The sequence below is a fragment of the Paenibacillus sp. LK1 genome (assembly GCF_002750415.1).
In the GTDB taxonomy this organism is placed as follows: Bacteria; Bacillota; Bacilli; order Paenibacillales; family Paenibacillaceae; genus Paenibacillus; species Paenibacillus taichungensis.
This window is the reverse complement of the sequence record NZ_PEII01000003.1, coordinates 243,955-267,922: the sequence shown is the minus strand read 5'-3', so window position 1 is coordinate 267,922 and position 23,968 is coordinate 243,955. Positions and strand designations below refer to the sequence as shown.

The window sequence follows — 23,968 nt, the reverse complement described above, 5'->3', positions numbered from 1 at the left end:
TATTTTGGATGAACTAAACCTCATGCCGTAACTTGTGGATGTCCATTTTACTTCTGCTAAAGCTCCGAATGAAGCTCCTTACGTCGATAATCGTTGGGAGTAACCCCGTTGAATTTCTTAAACATCCGATAGAAATAAGAACTGTTGGTGAATCCGGTTTGCTCGGCAATATCAGCTACAGAGTTTTCCGTCTCAATGAGCAGGAATTGCGCTTTGGCTATGCGAGTCTCGTTAATAACATCGGTTAGACCTTTTAACGTTAGTTGTTTATAGAGTCTGCTGACATAGATGGGTGACATGGCTAGTTCATCTGCAATCGAGGTCAGACAAAGATTGGTGTCTGCGTAATCTCTCTCAATAATGCAGTTAATTTTGCGAATGAGTTCTTCATGTCTAAGCGTTCTTTTTTCCTCAACTTTGGATCCAAGCTCGTCGAACATGCGATAGAAGTGTGCGTGAACTTCACTGAGATCCTCGGCATCATGGATCGGCAGCATTGAACGATCGGAGATGGATTCAAGTGTAAGCTGGTTGTTCTTTTTGAGTGTGTTTCTTACATGATTCAGGGTCATGGTCAGATGGGACAGAGCCAGTTGAAATACGGTAAATGGATATGTTGCCGTTTCGCTCACGATGTCTGCATAGACCTGTTTGGCTTCACCTGTTTTGCCTGTCATCAGGCAATCAATCAACTGTCTCTCTTTTCCAACAGGGAAAGCATATTCTTTGGCATGGTACGCCATGATGTCCGAGGTGTAAATAAGGCATCCAGGACCCATGAACAAACGATGAAGAGATGCTTCTGCTGATCGGGTATAAGAAGCAATACTGTTTTCCAGTGAATCTTCCACAGGTCCAATGGTAAATGAAATGGAACATCTTAGATGTGTCATCACGGCAGCCTGCATCATGCGCAGCAGGTCCTCAATAGGGTTATTTTCATAATCAGCTTCATCCTGAACTTTATCATTAAAGATAAGTGTGATCAGATCGCCGCCCATATCCACAGCTTCGGTGTGGTAGTAAAGGTCAGCCGTTTCCGTGCAAATGTTCATCATCGCGTATTTTATAAGTTGGACTTCATCCCGGTAGGTATCATTGAAATCGGTAAAATGATCAATACGAAGCAGTACTAGTTTGGTTAGACAATGAACATCAACAGAAGAGCCATAAAACTTCATTCGGTCCTCCAGCATAGCTCCTGTTACCGTTTCACGTCCTTGCAAAGCCCCGCGTAGAAAGTCCTGTCGTAATAGATGCAGACTGCCACGACGCTCTGCTTCCATCACACGCATACGGACAAGTACTTTATCAATAGGATGATATAGCTTTCGGGACACGAGGTAGGACAAGAACACACCGGCAATTAATAGCCCGAGACAAAACAGAACAGTGTGTGTCCGCATATTACGAATATCTGAGGTGATCAGGTCATATGGCGTGATTCGTACATAGCGCCACCCTAGGTTATCAGGAGCGGTGTAGGTAATAAGTGACTTTTTTCCATCAACCTCTGCGGTAAAGTAGGCGGACTGCTCCTTGTTTTCCAGAATTGGCTGCATAAACGTTTCATTGGACAAATCTTTCATCAACGCACGATTGCTGAAATCGGACAATAACTGTCCCTGTTCATTGATAATAAACGTTTTCCCAGGCTGATCGGCTGAGTTCATATTGGGACTGAGCCAGTCGTCCTTGATATTTACTACGACCGCATAATTCAATGTGGCATTGTCATTGATCGTGTCATAACAGAGGTACGTATAACTGCTGACTTGAGTTTCCTCTGTGGAGCCAACCTGGTATGTACGCGGAATGGGGACAAATGGTTTGTAGTCATGGAACCTGTCGAGGATGCTTGTAATCCCCTGATCGTCAATTTCCGAGATGGACTGTTGTCCATTGCGAACTTCATTTGAACTGATAAAGAACTCATCATTTTTGGAGTTATAAACATAGATGGATTCGATAAAAGGGAGGGACATGCGATAGTTGTCGAGTTGTTCCATCGCTGATGTAATTTCATAGATACTCGGATTGGAATAGAGCAGGAGGGCAGAGATGGTGTAATCCTGATAAATCTGGTAAGAAAGTGATTTGGCGGTCTCGGTCATCTTGGAGACTTCCCGACTGGTCTGGGTAAGACCATTCATATCAGTTCGGTAGACCTGACGAAGGGCAATACGATTATAGTTGACGTACAAAATGGTAGAAGCCACAAGCAAGGTGGCAACGGTGCTAACAATAATGCCGATGAGAATCCGTGCAAACACCTTCTGGCTGTCCTCTGAACGTTTGCGCATGACCTTTCCTCCCGTGGACCTCCTGTTTTGGATGAACAAAGTTAGACTTCATAGCGAAGGATAAGACTTCATATATGGGCGTGGTGAATCACGGATGTATCTTGAATTATATATTATGTATGCGTTTACATCAACGAAGAACGGCTGCTATGCTCGATTTCCTTAGCTAAAGTTCAACTTTCGCTTTATTGTTCACTAGGTTCAACCTATGCACGATATCAACTTTTGTGAACGCTCAGGCATCATTTCAGTGTTCGTTCATATTGTTCATATTCTGTTTCGCAGAATCGTTCATGATCCGGCCGAATGATTCAGTATCCGGTAGCACTTAGGGCAACTACAATAAAAACAGAGCTCCACTGCGCGCCGCGCCGTAAGAAATTCGGGAGGGATCGAGCCATGCTCAAAGAATTGAACAAAAACAAAATCATGTTCCTGATGCTGCTGCCTACATTGATCTTTTTTCTGATTAACTCGTATTTTCCGATGGTCGGCATCTATTATGCGTTTACTCGTTATGATTTTGAAGGTGGTTTGTTCGGCAGTCCATTTGTTGGACTGGAGAACTTCAAGTTCCTGTGGCAATCCGGAATGCTGCTCAAGCTGACAACCAACACGGTGGGGTACAATCTGGCCTTCATTATATTAGGAAACGGGCTAGCGATCTTCTGTGCGATTTTGCTCAGTGAAATTCGGGGAAAAGTGTTTAAGAAAATTACGCAGTCGGTCATGTTTTTACCGTACTTCATCTCGTTTGTACTATTAAGTGTAATCGCTTACAACATGTTTAACTATGAATCCGGTTTTGTGAACACGGTACTCAAACGTTTTGAGGCAGGCCCAATCGATATTTACAATACACCTTGGATATGGGTGTTCCTTATCATCATTTTTTATCTGTGGAAAAATCTCGGATACAGCATGGTCATCTACCTTGCAGCTATTACAGGGATTAGCGATGAGTATTACGAGGCAGCCCGAATTGATGGGGCCAATATCTTTCAGCGTATTTGGTATATCACCGTACCAATGCTAAAACCTACCTTTGTCATCCTGTTGTTATTCTCGCTCGGAAGCATTATGAAGGGACAGTTTGATCTCTTTTACCAACTCATTGGAAACAACGGTGTCTTATATAACGCTACAGATATCATCGATACGTATGTGTATCGTTCCCTGAAAGTGACGTTTGATATCGGAATGGCTACCGCGGCTGGTTTGTATCAATCGCTGTTCGGTTTTATCCTGATCATGACCGTCAACTATATCATCCGTAAAGTGAATGAGGACTACGCCTTGTTCTAAAACGCCTATAGGCAGAAGGGAGAGCTAATATGCATACTCGTGCCCGAGATACGGAATTCACCTTGTTGTTTCAAATCATCGCTTACAGCATGATCCTGATTCTTTCCTTAATCTGTATCATTCCATTTCTTTTAATTTTATCCGGCTCATTCAGCAGCAACGAATCCATTGTAAGAGATGGGTATCACCTCTTTCCCGCCGATTTCTCCCTGGAAGGTTATAAGATGGTGTTCAAATTTCCGACCCAGGTGCTTAAAGCTTATGGCGTGACGGTATTTACAACCGTTGTGGGTACGGCTCTTGGACTATTTCTCATTACGATGGCGGGATTTGTACTGCAACGCAAAGATTTCAGGTACCGGAACGCCTTCTCATTTTTCATATACTTCACAACTCTCTTTGGTGGGGGATTGGTTCCTTGGTATATCATGCTGGCAAACTATTTCAATCTTACGGACACGTATACCGTGTTGATTTTTCCCGGACTAATGACGCCATTTCTCATTATTCTGATGAAAAATTTCATTCGTTCAGCCGTACCGGATGAGCTGATTGAGTCAGCCAAAATTGATGGAGCGAATGACTTCCGCATTTATTTTAGCGTAGTGCTGAAACTGGCGATGCCCGGCATTGCCACTGTAGGGTTATTTCTGGCACTGGGATACTGGAATGACTGGTTCACATCATCCTTGTTCATTAACAACCCGGATATGTACCAGCTGCAATTCTATTTGTATAACACCATGAACACGATTACCTTCATTGACCAGATGGCGATTGGTACCGGCATAACACTTAGCCAGGATGTACCTACCGAATCGACCAAAATGGCGATGGCTATTGTGGTTACTGGCCCGATCTTGTTCCTGTATCCATTTGTGCAGCGTTACTTTGTCAAGGGGCTTACCATTGGTGCGGTAAAAGGTTAGAACGTGCACGCGTTGTGGGTTCAGATTGCGGGATAGCTGTCTGTCCGTCTGCGTCTGAACTATGGCGAGTCTGCGCTAACATATAAGGTTGACCACAAAAAGGGAGGATGCGTATGCGTAACAAAACAATTCGGCACCTGTCTATGGTACTTGCCCTGATGTTGTTTGCCGGGGTGCTTGCTGCATGTAATAGCGGTTCGGGGGGATCTGTGCAAGGAAGTGAGCAGGGAGGTTCTTCTGAAAACAAAGGGGAGAAGGTAACACTGCAATTCTACATGCTTGGTGATGCACCTAAGGATCTGCCTGTGATTGAGTCGGAAATCAACAAGCTGGCTGAGGCCGATCTGAACGTCAATGTGAAATTTAACTATACCTCTTGGACAGACTGGGACCAAAAATATAAACTGCTGCTGTCCTCCGGTCAACCGATTGATCTGATCTTTACCGCAGATTGGACATTTTATCAGTCCTATGCGAAAAAAGGAGCATTCCTGCCTCTGGATGAACTACTGCCTAAGGCAGCACCAACGCTCAAAGCTTATGTACCTGATGACATGTGGAAAGCGGTAAAAGTCAATGACAAGATCTATACTGTACCATCGACATGGACTGAATATGTTACTGAGGGTATTGCGTACCGAGAGGATTTGCGTGAGAAGTACAATCTGCCCAAACCGGAATCTCTGGAGACACTCGAAGCTTATCTGGATGGAATCAAAGCTAATGAACCGAATATGATTCCAATTGCGGATAGCAATGCGAACCATACCCATGGTATTCGACAATTGACGTCCAAGCTGGTGAATACGGCAGGTCAGCTCCCTTATGGCCTGGATATCATGTATGATACACCATCCAATATCACTTCCTATTGGGGATCTGCACAGCATCTGGAAGACCTGAAAACGTACAAACGTTGGATGGACAAAGGCTTTTTCCCGAAAAACGTGCTGAATGTGAAGGATACATCCAACTCATTGCTGCAAAATGGAAAATCTGCCGTTGTACTGTCGGGTGAGAACCCGAACAAATTTAATGCGGATGTGATCAAGGTCCAGTCCACTCACCCGGATTGGAAGCTCGGTTATTTCCCTTACCCGAATGCCAAAGGATTTGCACAACCAGTTCACCCGATCCACAATGGTTTTGCAATTCCGCGCAGCAGCAAAAACCCGGAGAAAGCACTCGCATTCTATGAGAAACTGGTTACCGACAAACGTTACAACTGGCTTACCGAATATGGTGTGGAAGGCAAGAACTTTGAAGTTCAAGACGGTTATTATAAAATGGTGGGCGATGCCCAGACCAATGGCTTCCCGCGCGAAGGCATGAATGGCTGGGCTTGGCGTAATCCGGAATTCATGCTCTATGATAAGAGTTTTGATGATGTGCTGGCAATTTTCAAAGAGCTGGACAAAATGAAAAAGCCGGATATCTTTACTGGATTTGCTGAAGATTGGACGCCATTCCAAGCTGAGAAAGCTGCACTGGAGCAGGTAGAAAAGCAGTATCTCTATCCGTTGAATGTGGGATTGGTAGAGGATGTAGAAGCAGGTTTGAATACATTCATGGAAAAAGCCAAACAGGCAGGCCTTGAGAAAATTCAGACTGAGTATACCAAACAGTGGCAGGAATACTTGAAGTCGGCTGGGATTCAATAGTTTGTACTTTTCTTCATATTAAAAAAGGTGCCTTCGATTCGAAGGCACCTTTACTGTGTATATGCAAGCTTGTTTGAAGCCGTTACAGTCCGGCTTGGTCTGCAGAGTAGGGACGAAGGTCCAAAAGGTCGATAATACTTTGTGCGCTCTGCATGGGGTGATACTTGGCAATCTGCGCCATGTGGCGTTTACGTTTGCGGACAATGTCAGGGTAGTTATGAAGCAGTTTATTCATCCATTTTACAACAACGTCGAGGGAAGTAATGGGCTCTCCCAAACCTCGTGCGGTGAAATACTGAACATTTTCTTCTTCCTGACCCGGTATCGGATTATGGAAAAGCATGGGGATTCCTTTTGCCAACCCTTCACTGCATGTCATTCCGCCCGGCTTGGTGATCAGGAGATCAGATACTTCCATTAATTTGTCCACTTCATTGGTGTAACCGATGATATGAATATTATCTTTTTGATACAACGGATTCTGTTCCATATTGATACGGCTTTTGTCATTGCGGCCAAGACAGAAAATAATCTGAACATCCTCATGCCAGCGTGTCAATAATTGGTTAACCACTTCATCACTAAGCATTCCCCAACCACCGCCCATCACAAGTACAGTAGGCATGTTCTTCAGATTAAATTTGCCTCGGATCTCATCCCGCCCGGGATGTTCCCAGAAGTTGGGGTGGATCGGAATGCCGGTAACCCGAATTTTGTCTAAAGATACACCCCGCAGCATTAATTTGGACTTTACCTCATCTGTAGAAACAAGATACAGATCCACTTCTGGGCTAATCCATGTCCCGTGTGCGTCATAATCGGTGATGACTGTACAAAGTGGAACCTGCACACCCAGACGTTTCAGTCTGGATATGACGGCACTGGGAATAGGGTGGGTGCATACAATAACATTCGGACGAAGCTGACGGACAATGCTGCGTGTATGGGTATAAAACAGTTTATGCAACGCGAGTGTAGTCAGCCGATTCAAGGATTTTTTATATTGGTGCTTGTATACATACCCGATGAGCTTGGGCTGGTTAATGACCGTTTTTTTGTACGCTGTAATGATGAGTGGCGCAACTCTGGGGTTCAGAAAACTTCCCAACTCAAGTACTTTGGTTTGCACATTCGGCGAAAGTTTTCGCAAACTGCTGGACAGCGCATAAGCGGCTTGAGTATGACCAGCGCCAAAGCCTTCAGATAATAGTAATACTCTTTTTTTCTCCACGCTTGCTTCACCTGTTCCTGCTAGGTTTTCCTTAGTCTAACATATTCACATTATGTCCATAAAGCAACTGTTGCAAGTGCGACTAAAGTACCGATCGTAGCACCTGCGAGCACATCTGAGGGATAGTGTAATCCCAGGTAAATTCGTGAAAATCCGACAATTAATGCAACAGGGAGTAACAACAGCAACAGGAACGGCTCCATCGTCATAAAAGGGACCGTAACTGAGAATACGGCAGTAGTATGCCCTGAAGGAAACGAATGGTCCGTCAGGGGGTTGCGGAACGTAATCGTATCCGGTAGAGCCAGGTAAGGCCGAATGCGCGGATACAGTTTTTTGGCGATTGCTACGGGAATGTGGCTAACCGCTAGAGCGATACATGCCTGAAGTCCTGTTGTGCTCCAAGGAGCAGGAGCAAGCAGCCAAATTAGTAAGGATACTGCAATAGAAGAAGTTGCTCCGCCCAGATGGGTGAAATAATACAGCCAAAAGTTCATAAATCGATTATGAAGTCGACCATTAATCCACATAAATACATTTCGATCATACTCTTGAAACTTTACGAATAAACGGCTCATATTGGCCTCCTGCCAGTCAGGCCCCATGTTGGCGGCAGTATTTCCGGTAAATTGCTGTGTCCGGTTTCGTCCTGATTAGTATATAACCGTTTTTTCGTGAACTTGAGGTTATTTCAGGTATATGTTTATCATATTTTTAAATGTTGTCCTTTTCAAGAAGAACACATGTGAATAAGGTAAAATTCATGTTAAAGAGTGGATATACACCCAACTTAACTTTTTGACTCGGACGATCTAAAAAAGATACAATGATTCAACATGGCTGAAATGCGGTTAAAAAAATGTGAGTTTAAGACTGAACTTTTTGAGGTCTGTTTACGTTATTTGATATAGAGCCTCTGTCGATATGTATCAGCCTGATGAAAAAAGCAGGGACTTTAGAAATAAAAATCAAGTAAACGGCTGAAAATAAGATATAACAGGCATGAATGCGAGGTTGGAGTATCACGAGGTGCCTATTCAGCGTTTAAAGTTCACATTTCTGCTTCAGGAAGTGGAATTGCGGTTTTGACAAATGGCTGAAAAGAATACAAAATCGATAAAGCAGCCAACTGGCATCAACCATGCTTGAAACATTGTCTGAAATATTTGCGTAGTAAACAAAAGAACAGGGTCATATTCTGCGCATCACAAAAAAAATAAAAAGTGCAGAATCCAGGAAGAGAAACGTTTTAAAGTAATCTGGTTTTGAAAAAAAGGGGGTAACAGAGAACGATGTTGGACGCTATATTCGTCACGATGCAGGTCATTCTGGCACTGCTAGCCGTGTACCAATTCACGTTTTCGCTGTTCGGTCTGATTAAGAAAAAGAAAAAGAAACATTATCCGGCGACAAAATCTTTCGCTGTACTCGTCGCAGCACACAATGAGGAACAAGTTATTGGTGCTTTGATGGAGAACTTGAAACAACTGGATTACCCAGAAGATCTGTACGATGTGTTTGTCATTTGTGACAACTGTACGGATGGAACGGCTCAAATTGTAAGACAGCATGGATTGAATGCTTGTGTACGTACGAATGCTGATCTCAGAGGTAAAGGGTATGCCATTGAATGGATGCTTAAATACCTGTGGAAATTGCCACGCCAGTATGACGCAGTTGTCATGTTTGACGCGGATAACTTGGTTGACCGTAACTTCTTGCTCGAGATGAATGACGACTTGTGCAATGGTTCGCGTGTAATTCAAGGATACATCGATACGAAAAATCCAGAGGATTCATGGATCACTGCAGCTTATGGCGTATCTTACTGGTACATCAACCGTCTGTGGCAGTTGTCCCGTCATAATTTGAATATGGCGAATTTCCTCGGAGGTACTGGAATGTGCTTCGAGACTAACCTGCTGAAGGAAATTGGTTGGGGCGCTACAAGTCTGGTTGAGGATTTGGAGTTTACGATGCGCAGTGTTCAGCGTAATGTATATCCTGTCTTTAACTATGATGCCAAAGTATTTGATGAGAAGCCGTTAACCTTTAAAGCTTCAGCAAGACAACGTCTTCGCTGGATGCAAGGTCACTTTACAGTTGCGCGTAGATATTTTTTCCCGCTGCTGTGGCAAAGTATCAAGGAAAGAAGCTTGGTGAAATTTGACCTTGCTGTGTATGGAGCAAACGTGTACGTTGTTTTGCTTACGTTCCTGATGACAGCTGTCCTGTGGGTGGATACAGCGATATTCAGTGGTCCACATATCGCAAACATATACGGATATTTCCCGCTTTGGGTAGGATTCGTAGCGATTGGTCTGAATGTCCTGACATTCTTGTTGTCCATGGCGTTGGAAAAGGTTACTTTTGCCAAAGTGTATCTGTACCTGATCTTGTTCCCGATTTACCTTCTTTCATGGTACCCAATTACGTTCTACGCGTTCTTTACGCAGAACAACAAACAATGGAGCCATACCCAACATACACGTGTTGTACGTTTGGATGAGGTACAGAGTAAGCAGGGATAATGACAGGTCGCCTTGGATGAAAGCATGTCTGTAAAAAAAATATTGTAGAGACGTTGACAATAGTTTTACAGGATGTTATAGTATTCAAGTGCGTTAAATGAATAGCTATGGAATCACAAGTAGAAGTCCGACTTCTCACCTGATCAACAAATATGTTGGCTGGTCAACGATCCCAATAATTTATGAAGTGTTTACTCATGAAGAATTGTGTTGATTACAGGGATGTCGGTAGCTTAACCGGCATCCCTTTTATTTTTGTGTAACAGGATATTCAAAATGACCTGGAGGTGGACGGTTATTAGTAAAGATCACATGATTAATGATGAGATTCGGGCGAAGGAAGTACGCCTTGTCGGAGCTGAAGGAGAACAAATTGGGATCACGCCGATTCGGGAAGCACTGCAAATGGCGATTGACCTGAACTTGGACCTGGTCAATGTGGCACCACAGGCTAAACCGCCGGTATGCCGCATCATGGACTATGGCAAATTCCGCTATGAGCAACAAAAGAAAGACAAAGAAGCCCGTAAGAACCAGAAAATTGTTGACATTAAAGAAGTATGGTTCCGTTCCAATATTGAGGAGCATGATTATCAAACGAAGCTTCGTAATGTAGTTAAGTTCTTGAAAGAAGGCGACAAGGTAAAATGTTCCGTTCGTTACCGCGGACGTGAAATTGCGCATGCCGCCATTGGTCAACGGATTTTGGAACGCGTTAAGGTGGAGGTTGCAGAACTTTGCACCATCGAACGTCAACCAAAATTGGAAGGCCGCAGTATGATCATGATTCTGGCTCCTAAAGCCTGATAACATTGGAGGAGGAAACACAAAATGCCTAAAATGAAAACACACAGCAGTTTGAAAGGACGCTTCAAAATTACCGGTTCCGGTAAAGTCCTGCGTTACAAAGCTCACAAAAACCACTTGCTTTCCCACAAATCAAAACGTGCTAAGCGCGTTCTGAACGGCAACCCAGTTATGGCTGCCGGGGACGTAAGACGTTTGAAACAAGGTTTGGCTAACTTGAAAGGCTAATTCTAATTAGTACATTCCGTATGGGGGATCGGCTACGGCCGTACACATACCACGGATACATTTATATTTATTTGGGAGGTTCTTTAATATGGCAAGAGTAAAAGGCGGTTTTGTAGTACGTCGTCGTCATAAAAAGGTTTTGAAACTGGCAAGAGGTTATTTCGGTTCCAAACACCGTATTTTTAAAACAGCTAACGAGCAAGTAATGAAATCCCTGGTATACGCATACCGTGACCGTCGCAACACAAAACGTAACTTCCGCAGACTGTGGATCGTTCGTATCAATGCTGCAGCACGTATGAATGGTTTGTCTTACAACAAACTGATCCATGGATTGAAACTTGCTGGAGTAGACATGAACCGCAAAATGTTGGCTGATCTGGCCGTTAACGACATCAATGCGTTCAACTCTTTGGCTACTGTAGCTAAAGGCAAAATCAACGCTTAAAATTGTTTATGCAAGCCGCCGTACCTATGGCGGCTTTTTTTACGGCTTGAAGATTGATTTACTCCAAAGAGCAGGGTCGTGTGAAACGAATATGCTGCAGCCTGTAAGGGAACAATGAAAGCATATAACGGGTGAATAACAGGCTATGATAATACATAAAATACGAACGGTGAAATAATACAAACGAAAACAGGTGAATTCCACATCTTTCTAGGAAGAGTGATATGTATTTGTTATATAACATCACATCGTTGTAACGTTAGTGTGTTAAATCGTTAAATTATTAAGCGCTTTCAATAAAAAAAGAGCAAAAATAAGTGAGATTTGGTGATGAAACATCTGGATTTTACCACGGGTTGAATGTATAATCACCTCTAGTAGGCTAGTCCTAAAATTTTCTCTTCAAGTCATAATGTTCGGTTTTTCGACAGGTGACACAATCTTTAAGGGGTAAGAATGCGCTTTTAATGTCGAAGAAACCATACATTCTGCATAAAAGCCATATTATCGATCTGTTGATCCGTTCCATTTTGGCCTGGACAGGAATTAGGTATATATCATTAAGGGGGAACAAGAGAAATGAAGAAGATGCTCAGCTTGTCTTTGGTCATGTTGCTGGCAGTATCGGTTATGCTCGCAGGTTGCGGTAGCAAACCGAAAGAGGAAACAAATGCCGGAGGAACTACAGGTGGCGAAAACACTGAAGCTAAATCCGATTTGAAAATCGGTATGGTTACTGACGTAGGTGGAGTTAACGACAAATCGTTTAACCAATCCGCTTGGGAAGCTCTGCAAGCAACTGAAACTGAAACAGGTGTAGCTGTTAAATACCTGCAAAGTAAATCCGATGAAGAGTACATTCCAAACCTGAACGAGTTCGTTAAAGGTGGATATGATCTGACTTGGGGTATCGGTTTCCAATTGGCTGATGCGATCAAGACTGTAGCTGAACAAAATCCTGAATCCAAACTCGCGATCATCGACAGTGTTGTTGATGCTCCTAACGTTAAATCGGTAACATTTGCTGAAGAAGAAGGTTCTTACTTGGTAGGTGTTGTAGCTGGTCTGACAACTAAATCGAACAAAATTGGTTTTGTTGGCGGTATGGAAAGCCCACTGATCAAAAAGTTTGAAGTAGGTTTCAGAGAAGGCGTTAAAGCTGTTAATCCTAATGCTGAATTCATTCCGAACTACACAGGTGCATTTGATAAGCCTGACCTTGGTAAAGCAGCAGCAGCTACACTTTACAACAAAGGCGTAGATATCATTTTCCACGCTTCCGGTGCTACTGGTAATGGTGTGTTCAACGAAGCAATCGCTCGTAAGAAACAAGGTCAAGACGTTTGGGTTATCGGTGTAGATAAAGACCAATCCCTGGAGTTTGGTGATGAAGTAACACTGACTTCCATGATCAAAAAAGTTGACGAAGCTGTTAAGCGCGTAAACCAAGAAATCATCGATGGTACATTCAAAGGCGGAGCTGAGAACCTGACTTTGAAAGAAAACGGTGTAGGTGTCGCTGATACTTCTACGAAAAATGTTTCTGCTGATGTACTTGCCAAAGTGGACGAGTACAAAGAAAAAATCATCAACGGCGAAATCAAAGTTCCTACAGAGTAATCTGATTCTGCTGTAAAAATGAATAATCATCGAGGCCGGTCTTGACCGGCCTTATGATTGTCAAAGTAGGAAAATTTGCTCAGATCATCATAACAATTGTACAAGCTATGTATTATGTGATTGGGGATTAGCCCAAGGCAAAAGCAAGAAGACTTCGTATCAACGCTCCGGTAGGAGCTTTTCTTAAGATTATGGAATGCAGAAGTTTCGGTGAAACTGAAGGATTCGATGATCCTAAGAAAAAGTACCGCTAAAATGCGGTCATCTTCCTTGGATAAACGTCGTTAGACGTTTTTCTTACGTTTGCGGAACCACACTATATCAGGTATAAGGGTGATTACATGGGTGCAGCAACCCCCGTCGTTGAGTTGAAACAAATCACGAAGCGTTTCCCAGGCATTGTTGCCAACGACGCCATCAGCCTTCAGCTTCGTAAAGGCGAGATCCATGCTCTACTGGGCGAAAACGGCGCTGGTAAATCAACGTTGATGAATATTGTCTTTGGTCTCTATCAGCCGGATGAAGGTTCCATTGAAGTGAATGGCAAGCCTGTCATCATCGACAGCCCTAACAAAGCAATCGATCTTGGCATCGGCATGGTGCATCAGCACTTTAAGCTTGTACAGCCGTTCACGGTAACAGAGAACATTATTTTGGGATCTGAACCAAGGAAAGGTCTCAACATTAATTATAAAAAAGCTGCTGCTGAAGTGCAGCGTCTGTCTGAACAGTATGGACTCAAAGTGAATCCGCATGCCAAAATTCATGACATTTCCGTCGGAATGCAGCAACGTGTTGAAATCGTAAAAACGTTGTATCGTGGTGCAGACATTCTTATTTTTGACGAGCCTACTGCTGTATTAACACCTCAGGAAATCAAAGAACTGATGGTAATCATGAAAAAATTGGTGGCCGAAGGCAAGTCCATTATTCTGATTACACACAAACTGAAAGAAATCATGGAAATCTCCGATACGGTGACGATTATTCGTCGTGGTAAAGTGATTGATTCAGTTGTAACATCAGAAACGAATCCGAATGAGTTGGCAGAAAAAATGGTTGGCCGCAATGTCACTTTTAAAGTGGACAAAAAGCCAGCTACTCCAGGAAACAATGTGCTTGAAGTTAGCAAATTGACCGCCAAGAATAAAGAAGGTATCTCGGTACTGAACGAACTCAACCTGAATGTACGTGCAGGAGAGATTGTAGGAATCGCAGGTGTTGATGGTAATGGACAGAGCGAACTGATTGAGGCTCTTACCGGACTGCGTAAAGTAGATAGCGGCTCGATTCGCCTCGAGGGTAAAGAACTGTCTAATCATTCTCCGCGCCATATTTCGGAGTCAGGTGTAGCTCATATTCCGGAAGACAGGCACAAACATGGACTTGTACTAGATTTTTCGGTGAGTGAAAATATTGTCCTGGAATCATATTATAAAGCTCCTTATACACGTAAAGGATTCCTTAACTTCGATGCGATCAAGAAGCAAGCAAAGCGTCTTGTCGAGGCCTTTGATGTGCGTACACCAAGCATTGAAACGAAGGCCCGCTCCTTATCGGGAGGGAACCAACAGAAAGCCATAATCGCACGTGAGGTTGATAAGAACCCTGAACTGCTTATTGCTGCTCAGCCAACTCGTGGTCTGGACGTAGGTGCTATTGAGTTTGTTCAAAAACAATTGATTGCACAACGTGATCAGGGCAAAGCGGTATTGCTGATCTCATTCGAGCTGGATGAAATTATCAACGTATCCGACCGAATTGCTGTCATCTACGAAGGACAGATTGTGGGCGAGGTGCTGCCGGAAGAAACCAATGACAGGGAGCTCGGCTTGATGATGGCGGGCAGCACCCAAAAGAGAGGTACTGTGCATGAATAACGTATTAAAATGGTTTACCCGTGATTCATTTATATTACCTATTGTAGCCATCATTATGGGTCTGATCCTCGGTGGTATTGTCATGCTGATCGGCGGATACAATCCGATTGAAGCATACAGTGCATTGTTTACGAAGGTTTTCGGAGACATGTACAACTTTGGTGAAGCAGTCCGAGAAATGACACCGCTGATTATGACAGGACTTGCATTTGCATTTGCGTCACGTGCAGGACTGTTTAATATCGGGGGAGAAGGACAATTTCTCGTTGGTATGACTGCGGCGACTTTTGTAGGTGTGAAGTTTGCAGGTCTGCCAATCTATATTCATGCTCCACTGGCATTGATTGCTGGTGCAGTATTTGGTGGACTGTGGGCAGCTATTGCTGGTTACCTGAAAGCAGCGCGTGGGGTAAACGAAGTTATCAGTAGTATCATGCTGAACTGGATTGGTCTGTATCTGGCCAACCTAATCGTGCGCCAATTCCTGCTGTTAAAAGGTGAAAATCGTTCGGTGGATATCAGTGATACCGCATCGATTAGTCTGACATGGCTTTCTGAGCTGATGGGCAACTCCCGTGTTCACATGGGAACATTGATAGCTCTTGTTATGGCTGTACTCTTTTATATCTACATGTGGAAAACCAAACAAGGGTACGAGATTCGTGCTGTAGGATATAATCCGAATGCGGCAGAGTATGCGGGTATGCATGTCAATCGCAATATCGTTAAAGCTATGTTTATCAGTGGTATGCTTGCAGGTCTTGGCGGTGCATTCCAGGTTCTTGGTGTGTTCCAATACCAGACTGTTATGTCTGGCTCGCCAGGAACAGGTTTTGACGGCATAGCTGTTGCACTGATTGGTTTGAATCATCCGTTTGGTGTGTTGCTGGGTGCGTTGTTATTCGGTACGCTCACTTATGGATCTGCGGGAATGAGCTTTGCTGCGGATGTACCGCCCGAGATTATTCGGATTGTTATCGGTTCGATTATCTTCTTCATTGCGGCACAAGGCATCGTGCGCTGGGTACTTAAACCGTTCTATTCCAAGCGCAAGAAAGAGAAGGTGTTGTAGATGGACTTGTTGACAATTGGGCAAATTATCAATACGACGCTTGTCTTTGCCACGGCATTGATTTTTGCATCCCTGGGCGGGATATTCTCGGAAAAATCCGGTGTGACCAACCTTGGACTTGAAGGTTTCATGGTGTTTGGTGCGTTTGCTGCAGGGATTGCTGCGCATTATGCACAAGAAGCTGGCATGGGTGGAACAACGTCTGCCTGGATGGGGATTTTGTTCGCGGTTGTGCTGGGTGTAGTGGTTTCACTGATCCACGCGGTTGCCTCCATTACGTTTAAGGCTGACCAAATTATTAGTGGTATCGTTATTAACTTTCTAGCAGCAGGAAGCACACTCTATCTGGTAAAGCTGCTGTTTGAAGGATCAGGCGATTCACCATTGGTACAAGGATTCAGCAAGTTTGATGTGCCACTGTTAAAAGATATTCCTTTGCTTGGGGAAGCTTTCTTCAAGAATGTGTATCCGACAACATATCTGGCTGTTTTGTTCGTCTTTCTGACGTATTACATTATGTACAAAACCCCATTCGGTCTTCGTCTTCGCTCGGTTGGTGAACATCCAAGTGCTGCGGATACCGTAGGTGTTAAAGTGCGTCGTTATCGTTACGTTGCGGTAATGATCAGTGGTGCGCTGGCTGCTATTGGTGGAGCTGCAATCACGCTGACTACGACAGGCACATTCTCTCATAATACCGTTTCCGGCCAAGGTTACATTGCGATTGCAGCAATGATCTTTGGTAAGTGGAATCCGATTGGTGCCTTTGGGGCGGCTGTGTTCTTTGGTTTCTCGCAAGCTATCCGGAACTATGTACAGTTGTTCGAATGGTCTCAAAGTATTCCCCAGGAAATTATTTATATGCTGCCTTACCTGCTCACCATCATCGTGCTCGTTGCGGCTGTTGGACGCTCTTCTGCTCCGTCCGCACTCGGGGAACCGTATGATCCCGGGAAAAGGTAACGACAGAATTATCATTTCCCACATAATGCTTTACTTGAAAAGGTTCGCCTCGTGCGAACTTTTTTTTGTTTCACAAAGAAAAATATCAGATTACTAGTTTTTAAACTGTTATAGAGAAAGGCACCCATATTTTCATTTAGGGACAAAGAAACAGGCGAAGCCGGCTCTGGACGAATACACTGTTTTGAACGATCCGAGGAGGAGGGGAAAGTATGAAACAACATGTTACGCGTGATGCAGCGATGAAATTAATAGGCAAAAATATTGTCGCGATCAAAAAAGACGGTACTCGGGTAACCGGAAGACTGTTGAAAGTATCGGGTAACAAATTGGTGCTGAAACGTCCCGTTGGCAAAAAAGTACACACTAAAGCTATTTTGCCATTGGTATTATTTGATTTACTCGCCATCGCTACGCTTCCTTATGCTTACGGCCCTGGCCCTGGATTCGGTTTTGGTCCAGGTGGTGGTCCGGGATATGGCCCAGGGCCAAAACCAGGACCGGGGTATGGACCGGGATTTGGTGGTGGATATGGCCCAGGCCCAGGATATGGACCCTATGGACCACGGCCACCGGGCTTTTTCTAAACAGATTTATAATGTTTTTTCTAACTCGTAACAGCGGCTTAACATAATGTATCGAATGGTGCTATATCCATTTTTCTGGTAAAATCGAAGACCTTTGGTATTGCCTTCGTCCACCATCACTTTGGATCTTTTGCAACCACGAGATGCCGCAAAATTTTCCGCTTTGAGCAGCAAGGTCTGACCGTATTTCTTTCGCTGTTCTTTTGTGGCAACAGCCATCATATCCACATACAGCAGTTCACCGTGCATGAGAAAATGGATGAATGCGACGGCTTCGTTGTCAGGATTCGATGAGACAACAAAGGTCATGCCCCTGTTCATTCGCAGGGGTATTTCTTTGCGTATTTTATTGATTTCACTTTCACTCATATGAGATAGAGGAACAAGTTGAGAGTCAATCAGCCTCATTATGGCGACATCATCCAGCTTGGATTTACGTTGCCGAATCACCATCGGAAGCCTCCTTTCAGGACCAGTCGTGCTGCTCGTATATCCTATGCCTGAGGCAAGTTGAAAGGTGACTGAATGAAGCGTTGGGATTGGGGTAACGTTAAAGATGGAGAGTGAAGGATTAAGGACGTTCTGAATTTTTATACAAAAGGGGTATTGACTTATCGGTTGGAGGAATCATATAATGTTCCTAACATTTAACGAGAATATTTCATCGGCTATGAAGAGGACGAAGTTTTAAGGGCTCTTTTGCTCAGAGAGTGGCTGGAATTGCTGAAACCACCACCATTACCCCTTATATACGAGCTCACCTCGGAGCTGTTTTCCTGAAAAGCATTGGATGTCACTCCATTGGGTTATTAGGGAAAATCGTATGTCTGCGTTACAGACAACAGGTATGGAGAACGGGGATATCCGTTTGATCTATCGTTTTTTGTACCTGGTAAGGTCCGTTATTGCGAAATTTCGGACAAAGTTGGGTGGTACCACGGAAGCAACAACCTTTCGTCCCTCGCAAGCATAAACTTGTTTGCAGGGATGGAAGGTTTTTTTTGTAACTTTAAATGTCAGAATGATGTAAATTCCGAGAGGAGGATGACTGATGGGAGCTCAAATTCCAGAAGTACGATCGACAGATGAATTACGTGAAAAATGGATGAAGCCGGAGGTCATTAGCGGTTCCGAAATTCTGCTGAGAAGCTTGTTGCTGGAAGGTGTAGAGTGTGTATTTGGTTACCCGGGCGGCGCAGTGTTGTACATTTACGATGCGATGTATGGTTTCGAGGATTTCAAGCACGTGTTAACTCGTCACGAACAAGGCGCCATTCATGCAGCTGACGGATATGCACGGGCGAGCGGAAAAGTGGGTGTCTGTATCGCTACCTCCGGACCTGGAGCAACGAATCTAGTTACGGGTATTGCAACAGCGTATATGGATTCCGTACCACTCGTAGTCATTACGGGGAATGTAATTTCCAGCCTGATCGGCTCAGATGCTTTCCAGGAAGCGGACATTACCGGAATTACAATGCCAATCACCAAACACAGTTACCTGGTAAAAGACGTAGAAGATCTGCCACGTGTCATTCATGAGGCGTTCCATATTGCGAATACTGGTCGTAAAGGTCCCGTATTGATCGACATTCCGAAGGATGTATCGGCAAACAAAACGTTGTTTGAACCCGTGACTGAACCTGTTATATTGAGAGGGTACAACCCACGGACAGTACCGAACAAACTTCAGGTTGATCGTCTGGCTCAGGCGATTCAGGAAGCAGAACGTCCGATGATTCTGGCAGGCGGCGGTGTAGTTTACTCTGGTGGACACGAAGCGCTGTTCGAATTTGTCGAGAAGACAGGCATTCCAATCACGACAACACTTCTCGGACTTGGAGCATTCCCAAGTGGGCACGAATTGTGGACTGGTATGCCGGGTATGCACGGAACATACACTTCCAATCAGGCGATACAAAAATCGGATTTGCTGATTAACATCGGAGCACGCTTTGATGACAGGGTAACAGGCAAGCTGGACGGATTCGCTCCACATGCCAAAATTGTACACATTGATATTGATCCGGCTGAAATTGGCAAAAACATCGCAACCGATATTCCAATCGTTGGTGATGTGAAAACGGTTCTCGAAATAGCGAACAAAGAGGTTCAACGTGCTGAACGTGCGGATGCTTGGAGAGATCAGATCAAACAATGGAAACAAGAGAAACCTTACAGCTATACAGATTCAGATGAAGTATTAAAACCGCAGTGGGTTGTAGAAATGCTGAATGATACAACCAAAGGCGAAGCAATCGTGACTACGGACGTTGGACAGCATCAAATGTGGGCTGCTCAGTATTACAAATTCAACCAACCACGTTCATGGGTAACCTCTGGTGGACTGGGAACGATGGGTTTTGGATTCCCTTCTGCAATCGGTGCTCAAATGGCCAACCCGGACAGACTCGTTATTTCCATCAACGGTGATGGCGGAATGCAGATGTGTTCTCAAGAACTCGCAATCTGTGCCATTAACAATATCCCGGTGAAAATTGTTATTATCAACAATCAGGTCCTTGGAATGGTACGTCAGTGGCAAGAGATTATCTATGAGAACCGTTACAGTCATATCGATCTGGCAGGCAGCCCTGATTTTGTAAAACTTGCTGAAGCTTATGGTGTAAAAGGATTGCGTGCAACCAACAAGGAAGAAGCCGAGCGTGCTTGGCAAGAAGCCCTGGATACACCAGGACCGGTCGTTGTTGAATTCGTAGTACGCAAGGAAGAAAATGTATATCCAATGGTTCCGCAAGGAGCGACAATCGATCAAATGCTGATGGGGGATGCTGAGGAATGATAAGACATACGATTTCGATATTGGTCAACGATCAGCCTGGCGTCCTGCAGCGGGTATCGGGGTTGTTCGGTCGACGGGGATTCAACATTGAGAGTATCACGGTAGGTCAATCCGAGGAACCGGGTTTGTCCCGGATGGTCATTGTGACGATTGGTGATGACAAAACGCTGGAACAGATTGAAAAGCAACTGTACAAAATCATTGATGTCATCAAAGTAGTTGATTTTAGTCTGAAGCCGATGGTTGCCCGTGAACTTGCATTGATCAAGGTCAAAGCAGAGCCATCCGAGCGTCCAGAAATTCTGGGTGTGGTGGAGACTTTCCGCGCATCTGTTGTGGATGTTGGTCCAGGCAGCCTGATTGTACAGGTGGTCGGGGATACAGATAAAATCGATGCGATGATTGAATTGCTTAAGCCATACGGCATTCGCGAACTGTCACGTACAGGCGTAACTGCATTGGTACGAGGCAACGTTTAAACAGTCATATTGAAAAAACATGGTCTGATGCTTATCCAACGGAACGACAAAGGTGTGTTAGCAGCATTAAGCTGAGAAATACCGTTCATCTTAGATGAGGTGCCAGTCCCGTACAAGTTGCAATTTAACATTTTAGTGATGTAACGCTTGACAATATAGCCACACACCCGCATTAACGGGCGGGTGTCTGAACGGATCGGATCAGACCAGAGACGCTAAAGCAGGAAAAGCGTGCCGGTCCCTTGAGACACCCGCTCATTAATGAAGGGTTCTTTACAATACAAAGGAGGACTTATAAACATGCCAGTAACTACTTATTATGAACAGGATGCAGAGCTTAGCGTATTGAAAGGAAAAACGATTGCGGTCATCGGTTACGGTAGCCAGGGCCATGCCCAAGCTCAAAACCTGCGTGACAGTGGATTGAACGTAGTCATCGGACTTCGTGAAGGTAAATCTTTTGACACTGCAAAAAATGACGGATTTGAAGTTCTGTCCCCGGCTGAAGCTACTAGCCGTGCAGACGTAGTTCAAATTTTGCTGCCTGACGAAACACAAGCTTCTGTATACAAAAACGAAATCGAACCAAACCTGAAAAAGGGCGCTGCATTGCTCTTCTCCCACGGTTTCAACGTTCATTTCGGTCAAATCGTTGCTCCAAAAGACAGCGATGTATTGCTGGTAGCTCCTAAGTCCCCTGGCCACATGGTACGTCGTACCTACGTGGAAGGATTCGGTGTACCGGGCCTGATCGCAATTGAGCAAGATGCAACAGGTAAAGCAAAAGATATCGGTTTGGCTTATGCTAAAGGTATCGGTTGCACGCGTGCAGGGGTTATCGAAACTTCCTTCCGTGAAGAAACAGAAACAGACCTGTTCGGTGAGCAAGCTGTTCTGTGTGGCGGTGTAAGCGCCCTGGTAAAAGCTGGATTCGAAACATTGACAGAAGCGGGTTACGCTCCTGAAATGGCATATTTCGAGTGTCTGCACGAATTGAAATTGATCGTTGACCTGATGTATGAAGGTGGACTTGCAAGCATGCGTGATTCCATCAGTAACACAGCTGAGTACGGTGACTATGTAACTGGACCTCGCGTGGTAACTGAAGATACGAAGAAAGCAATGAAAGAAGTCCTGACAGATATCCAACAAGGTAAATTTGCACGTGACTTCATCCTGGAAAACCAATCCGGCCGTGCATTCCTGACAGCAACTCGTCGCAACGAAGCTGAACACCCAATCGAAGTGGTTGGCGGACAATTGCGTGAGATGATGCACTGGATCAAGAAGTAAGCATTCATTTTAAGTATTCTAGTAAACTTACAGCTTTAACCGGGAATAGCGGCCGTGCATATGCGTGTGCCGCTATTACTGGTTTAGAGGAACATAAAATACAAGTCTAGGAGGTGCGAGGCGTGCGTAAAATCTATGTATTTGACACAACGCTGCGTGATGGAGAACAATCCCCGGGGGTCAATCTGAATACTCGTGAAAAGGTGGAAATTGCGCACCAGCTCGAGCGGCTTGGTATTGACCGGATGGAAGCCGGTTTCCCCGCGGCCTCTCCAGGCGATTTGGCGGCAGTTAATGCAGTAGCTAAAGCGGTCAAAAACGTTACCGTCATTGGCTTGTCCCGCTCCAGAGAGCAGGATATTGATGCGGTAAAAGAAGCGTTGAAGGGCGCTCAAGACCCGTGTATCCATATCTTTTTGGCAACTTCACCTATTCACCGTCAGCATAAATTGCGCATGGACAGAGCCCAGGTTCTCGATACAGCTCGTTCCGCAATTCGTTATGCGAAGAAAACTTTTTCGAAGCTTGAATTCTCGTTGGAGGACGCAGGTCGTACCGAGTATGATTTCCTCGTTGAGATGGTAAATATGGCTGTGGAAGAAGGCGCAGCTGTTGTAAACATTCCGGATACGGTGGGCTATCTGAGCCCATACGAATACGGTAATATTTTTAAACATCTCAAGGAGAACGTACACAACATTGATAAAGTGCAGCTGAGTGCACACTGTCATAATGATCTGGGGATGGCAACTGCCAACACGCTTGCAGCCATTCTGAATGGAGCCGATCAAATTGAGGGCACCATTAACGGCATTGGTGAACGTGCAGGTAATACCGCGATTGAAGAGATTGCTATGGCACTGGAGACACGTCAGGAATTTTTCCAGGCGAAAACTTCGTTGCAACTTTCTGAAATTGCTCGGACCAGTCGTCTGGTGAGTCGTTTGACGGGGATGGTTGTACCTGGCAATAAAGCGATTGTTGGTGCGAATGCGTTTGCACACGAATCCGGAATTCACCAAGATGGCATGCTGAAGGAGAAAACAACGTACGAAATTATGACGCCAGAGACCATCGGTCTGAAGGAAAGTAAGCTCGTACTGGGTAAACACTCGGGACGTCATGCCTTCCGTGAGCGCTTGATTGAGCTCGGTTATGAACTGGAAGATGAAGCCTTGAACCGTGCTTTTGCCCAATTCAAAGATCTGGCTGATAAGAAAAAAGAAGTGACAGATGAGGATTTGCTGGCGGTCATCGAAGAGAAATTGCAGGATGCACCTGAGGTGTTTAAACTGGAATCCATCTTTGTAACGTATGGTGATGAATCCACTCCAACGGCTAAAGTTCGTATTGCTACACTTGATGGTGATACGGTGGAACAACAAGCAGAAGGAAATGGATCGGTAGATGCCATCTATAATGCGATTGACCAAGTGAGCGGAGAAGAAGTAACGTTATCCGACTACTCGATCAAATCGGTTACACATGGTAAGGATGCATTGGGTGAGGTACACGTCGTACTTACTCAAAACCAAATATCTGTACAAGGACGTGGTGTAAGCACCGATATTCTGGGTGCCAGTGCACGTGCTTATGTCGATGGATTGAACAAGTTGATTGAAAAACGCAAGACTTATACGAATCGCGTTAATGTGAACCTGTAACACATCATTTGCAGCAAGCAAAGCTCTTCATTGGACTGGAATTCGTCTGGCTGGAGAAGCTGAGATGGAGTTCCCAGCCCTAAGTATTGTAGTTCAGTGAGGTACATAAAAAGTCTGACCCTCAACATTTGAAGGTCAGACTTTTTTGTTGTTACGTATAGGAT

20 protein-coding genes are annotated in these 23,968 nt (G+C 44.6%); 16 read left to right on the top strand and 4 right to left on the bottom strand.

Annotation, left to right across the window (positions count from 1 at the left end):
* Positions 1 to 56: 56 nt before the first annotated feature.
* Entirely contained in the window at positions 57 to 2,303 is a 2,247-nt protein-coding gene (locus CS562_RS08150; protein WP_099854882.1) for an AraC family transcriptional regulator, read from the bottom strand.
* A 399-nt stretch (positions 2,304 to 2,702) separates the two neighbouring features.
* Between CS562_RS08150 and CS562_RS08145 the strand changes: the two genes are divergently transcribed.
* The 3 genes from CS562_RS08145 to CS562_RS08135 all read left to right on the top strand — a co-directional run bounded on the left by CS562_RS08145 (position 2,703) and on the right by CS562_RS08135 (position 6,198).
* Positions 2,703 to 3,608, top strand: a complete 906-nt coding sequence (locus tag CS562_RS08145) for an ABC transporter permease (RefSeq protein WP_076289941.1) — start codon at positions 2,703 to 2,705, stop codon at positions 3,606 to 3,608.
* Between the two features lie 89 nt (positions 3,609 to 3,697).
* Entirely contained in the window at positions 3,698 to 4,537 is an 840-nt protein-coding gene (locus CS562_RS08140; protein WP_373561708.1) for a carbohydrate ABC transporter permease, read from the top strand.
* Positions 4,538 to 4,644: 107 nt separating this feature from the next.
* Positions 4,645 to 6,198: an ABC transporter substrate-binding protein gene (locus tag CS562_RS08135; protein ID WP_373561699.1), complete on the top strand. Its 1,554-nt coding sequence runs from the start codon at positions 4,645 to 4,647 to the stop codon at positions 6,196 to 6,198.
* 82 nt (positions 6,199 to 6,280) lie between these two features.
* On the opposite strand, the gene CS562_RS08130 is transcribed toward CS562_RS08135, so the two are convergent.
* On the bottom strand, positions 6,281 to 7,429 hold the full coding sequence (locus CS562_RS08130; protein ID WP_076289938.1) for an MGDG synthase family glycosyltransferase: 1,149 nt from the start codon (positions 7,427 to 7,429) through the stop codon (positions 6,281 to 6,283).
* A 50-nt stretch (positions 7,430 to 7,479) separates the two neighbouring features.
* Positions 7,480 to 8,007: a phosphatase PAP2 family protein gene (locus tag CS562_RS08125; protein WP_063564190.1), complete on the bottom strand. Its 528-nt coding sequence runs from the start codon at positions 8,005 to 8,007 to the stop codon at positions 7,480 to 7,482.
* Between the two features lie 714 nt (positions 8,008 to 8,721).
* On the opposite strand from CS562_RS08125, the gene CS562_RS08120 reads away from it, so the two are divergent.
* From CS562_RS08120 to CS562_RS08080, 9 genes are all read left to right on the top strand, one after another.
* The gene (locus tag CS562_RS08120) at positions 8,722 to 9,960 is read left to right on the top strand and encodes a glycosyltransferase family 2 protein (RefSeq protein ID WP_099854876.1); all 1,239 of its coding nucleotides are present in this window, start codon (positions 8,722 to 8,724) and stop codon (positions 9,958 to 9,960) included.
* A gap of 312 nt (positions 9,961 to 10,272) precedes the next feature.
* Positions 10,273 to 10,767: a translation initiation factor IF-3 gene (gene infC / locus CS562_RS08115; protein WP_024628309.1), complete on the top strand. Its 495-nt coding sequence runs from the start codon at positions 10,273 to 10,275 to the stop codon at positions 10,765 to 10,767.
* 24 nt (positions 10,768 to 10,791) lie between these two features.
* Positions 10,792 to 10,995, top strand: a complete 204-nt coding sequence (gene rpmI / locus CS562_RS08110) for a 50S ribosomal protein L35 (protein WP_017689665.1) — start codon at positions 10,792 to 10,794, stop codon at positions 10,993 to 10,995.
* An 88-nt stretch (positions 10,996 to 11,083) separates the two neighbouring features.
* Positions 11,084 to 11,443 (top strand): 50S ribosomal protein L20, encoded by a 360-nt coding sequence (gene rplT / locus CS562_RS08105; protein ID WP_017689664.1) that lies wholly within the window; start codon positions 11,084 to 11,086, stop codon positions 11,441 to 11,443.
* A gap of 579 nt (positions 11,444 to 12,022) precedes the next feature.
* Positions 12,023 to 13,063 carry a BMP family lipoprotein gene (locus CS562_RS08100; RefSeq protein WP_076289936.1) on the top strand — a complete coding sequence of 347 codons (1,041 nt, stop codon included), beginning with the start codon at positions 12,023 to 12,025 and terminating at the stop codon, positions 13,061 to 13,063.
* Positions 13,064 to 13,404: 341 nt separating this feature from the next.
* Positions 13,405 to 14,943, top strand: a complete 1,539-nt coding sequence (locus CS562_RS08095; RefSeq protein ID WP_099854874.1) for an ABC transporter ATP-binding protein — start codon at positions 13,405 to 13,407, stop codon at positions 14,941 to 14,943.
* The gene (locus tag CS562_RS08090) at positions 14,936 to 16,015 is read left to right on the top strand and encodes an ABC transporter permease (RefSeq protein ID WP_076289935.1); all 1,080 of its coding nucleotides are present in this window, start codon (positions 14,936 to 14,938) and stop codon (positions 16,013 to 16,015) included. The genes CS562_RS08095 and CS562_RS08090 overlap by 8 nt, the downstream gene beginning before the upstream one ends.
* On the top strand, positions 16,016 to 16,978 hold the full coding sequence (locus CS562_RS08085) for an ABC transporter permease (protein WP_076289934.1): 963 nt from the start codon (positions 16,016 to 16,018) through the stop codon (positions 16,976 to 16,978).
* A 212-nt stretch (positions 16,979 to 17,190) separates the two neighbouring features.
* Positions 17,191 to 17,565: a hypothetical protein gene (locus CS562_RS08080; protein ID WP_099854872.1), complete on the top strand. Its 375-nt coding sequence runs from the start codon at positions 17,191 to 17,193 to the stop codon at positions 17,563 to 17,565.
* Between the two features lie 6 nt (positions 17,566 to 17,571).
* Here the strand turns inward: CS562_RS08080 and CS562_RS08075 are convergent, their stop codons facing one another.
* Positions 17,572 to 18,015 carry a GNAT family N-acetyltransferase gene (locus CS562_RS08075; protein ID WP_076290142.1) on the bottom strand — a complete coding sequence of 148 codons (444 nt, stop codon included), beginning with the start codon at positions 18,013 to 18,015 and terminating at the stop codon, positions 17,572 to 17,574.
* A 601-nt stretch (positions 18,016 to 18,616) separates the two neighbouring features.
* Between CS562_RS08075 and ilvB the strand changes: the two genes are divergently transcribed.
* The 4 genes from ilvB to CS562_RS08055 all read left to right on the top strand — a co-directional run bounded on the left by ilvB (position 18,617) and on the right by CS562_RS08055 (position 23,804).
* The gene (ilvB, locus tag CS562_RS08070) at positions 18,617 to 20,368 is read left to right on the top strand and encodes a biosynthetic-type acetolactate synthase large subunit (protein WP_076289932.1); all 1,752 of its coding nucleotides are present in this window, start codon (positions 18,617 to 18,619) and stop codon (positions 20,366 to 20,368) included.
* Entirely contained in the window at positions 20,365 to 20,847 is a 483-nt protein-coding gene (gene ilvN / locus CS562_RS08065; protein WP_076289931.1) for an acetolactate synthase small subunit, read from the top strand. The genes ilvB and ilvN overlap by 4 nt, the downstream gene beginning before the upstream one ends.
* 300 nt (positions 20,848 to 21,147) lie before the next feature.
* Positions 21,148 to 22,140 (top strand): ketol-acid reductoisomerase, encoded by a 993-nt coding sequence (gene ilvC, locus CS562_RS08060; RefSeq protein ID WP_024628318.1) that lies wholly within the window; start codon positions 21,148 to 21,150, stop codon positions 22,138 to 22,140.
* Between the two features lie 122 nt (positions 22,141 to 22,262).
* Positions 22,263 to 23,804 (top strand): 2-isopropylmalate synthase, encoded by a 1,542-nt coding sequence (locus tag CS562_RS08055; protein ID WP_064639488.1) that lies wholly within the window; start codon positions 22,263 to 22,265, stop codon positions 23,802 to 23,804.
* Positions 23,805 to 23,968: the final 164 nt, after the last annotated feature.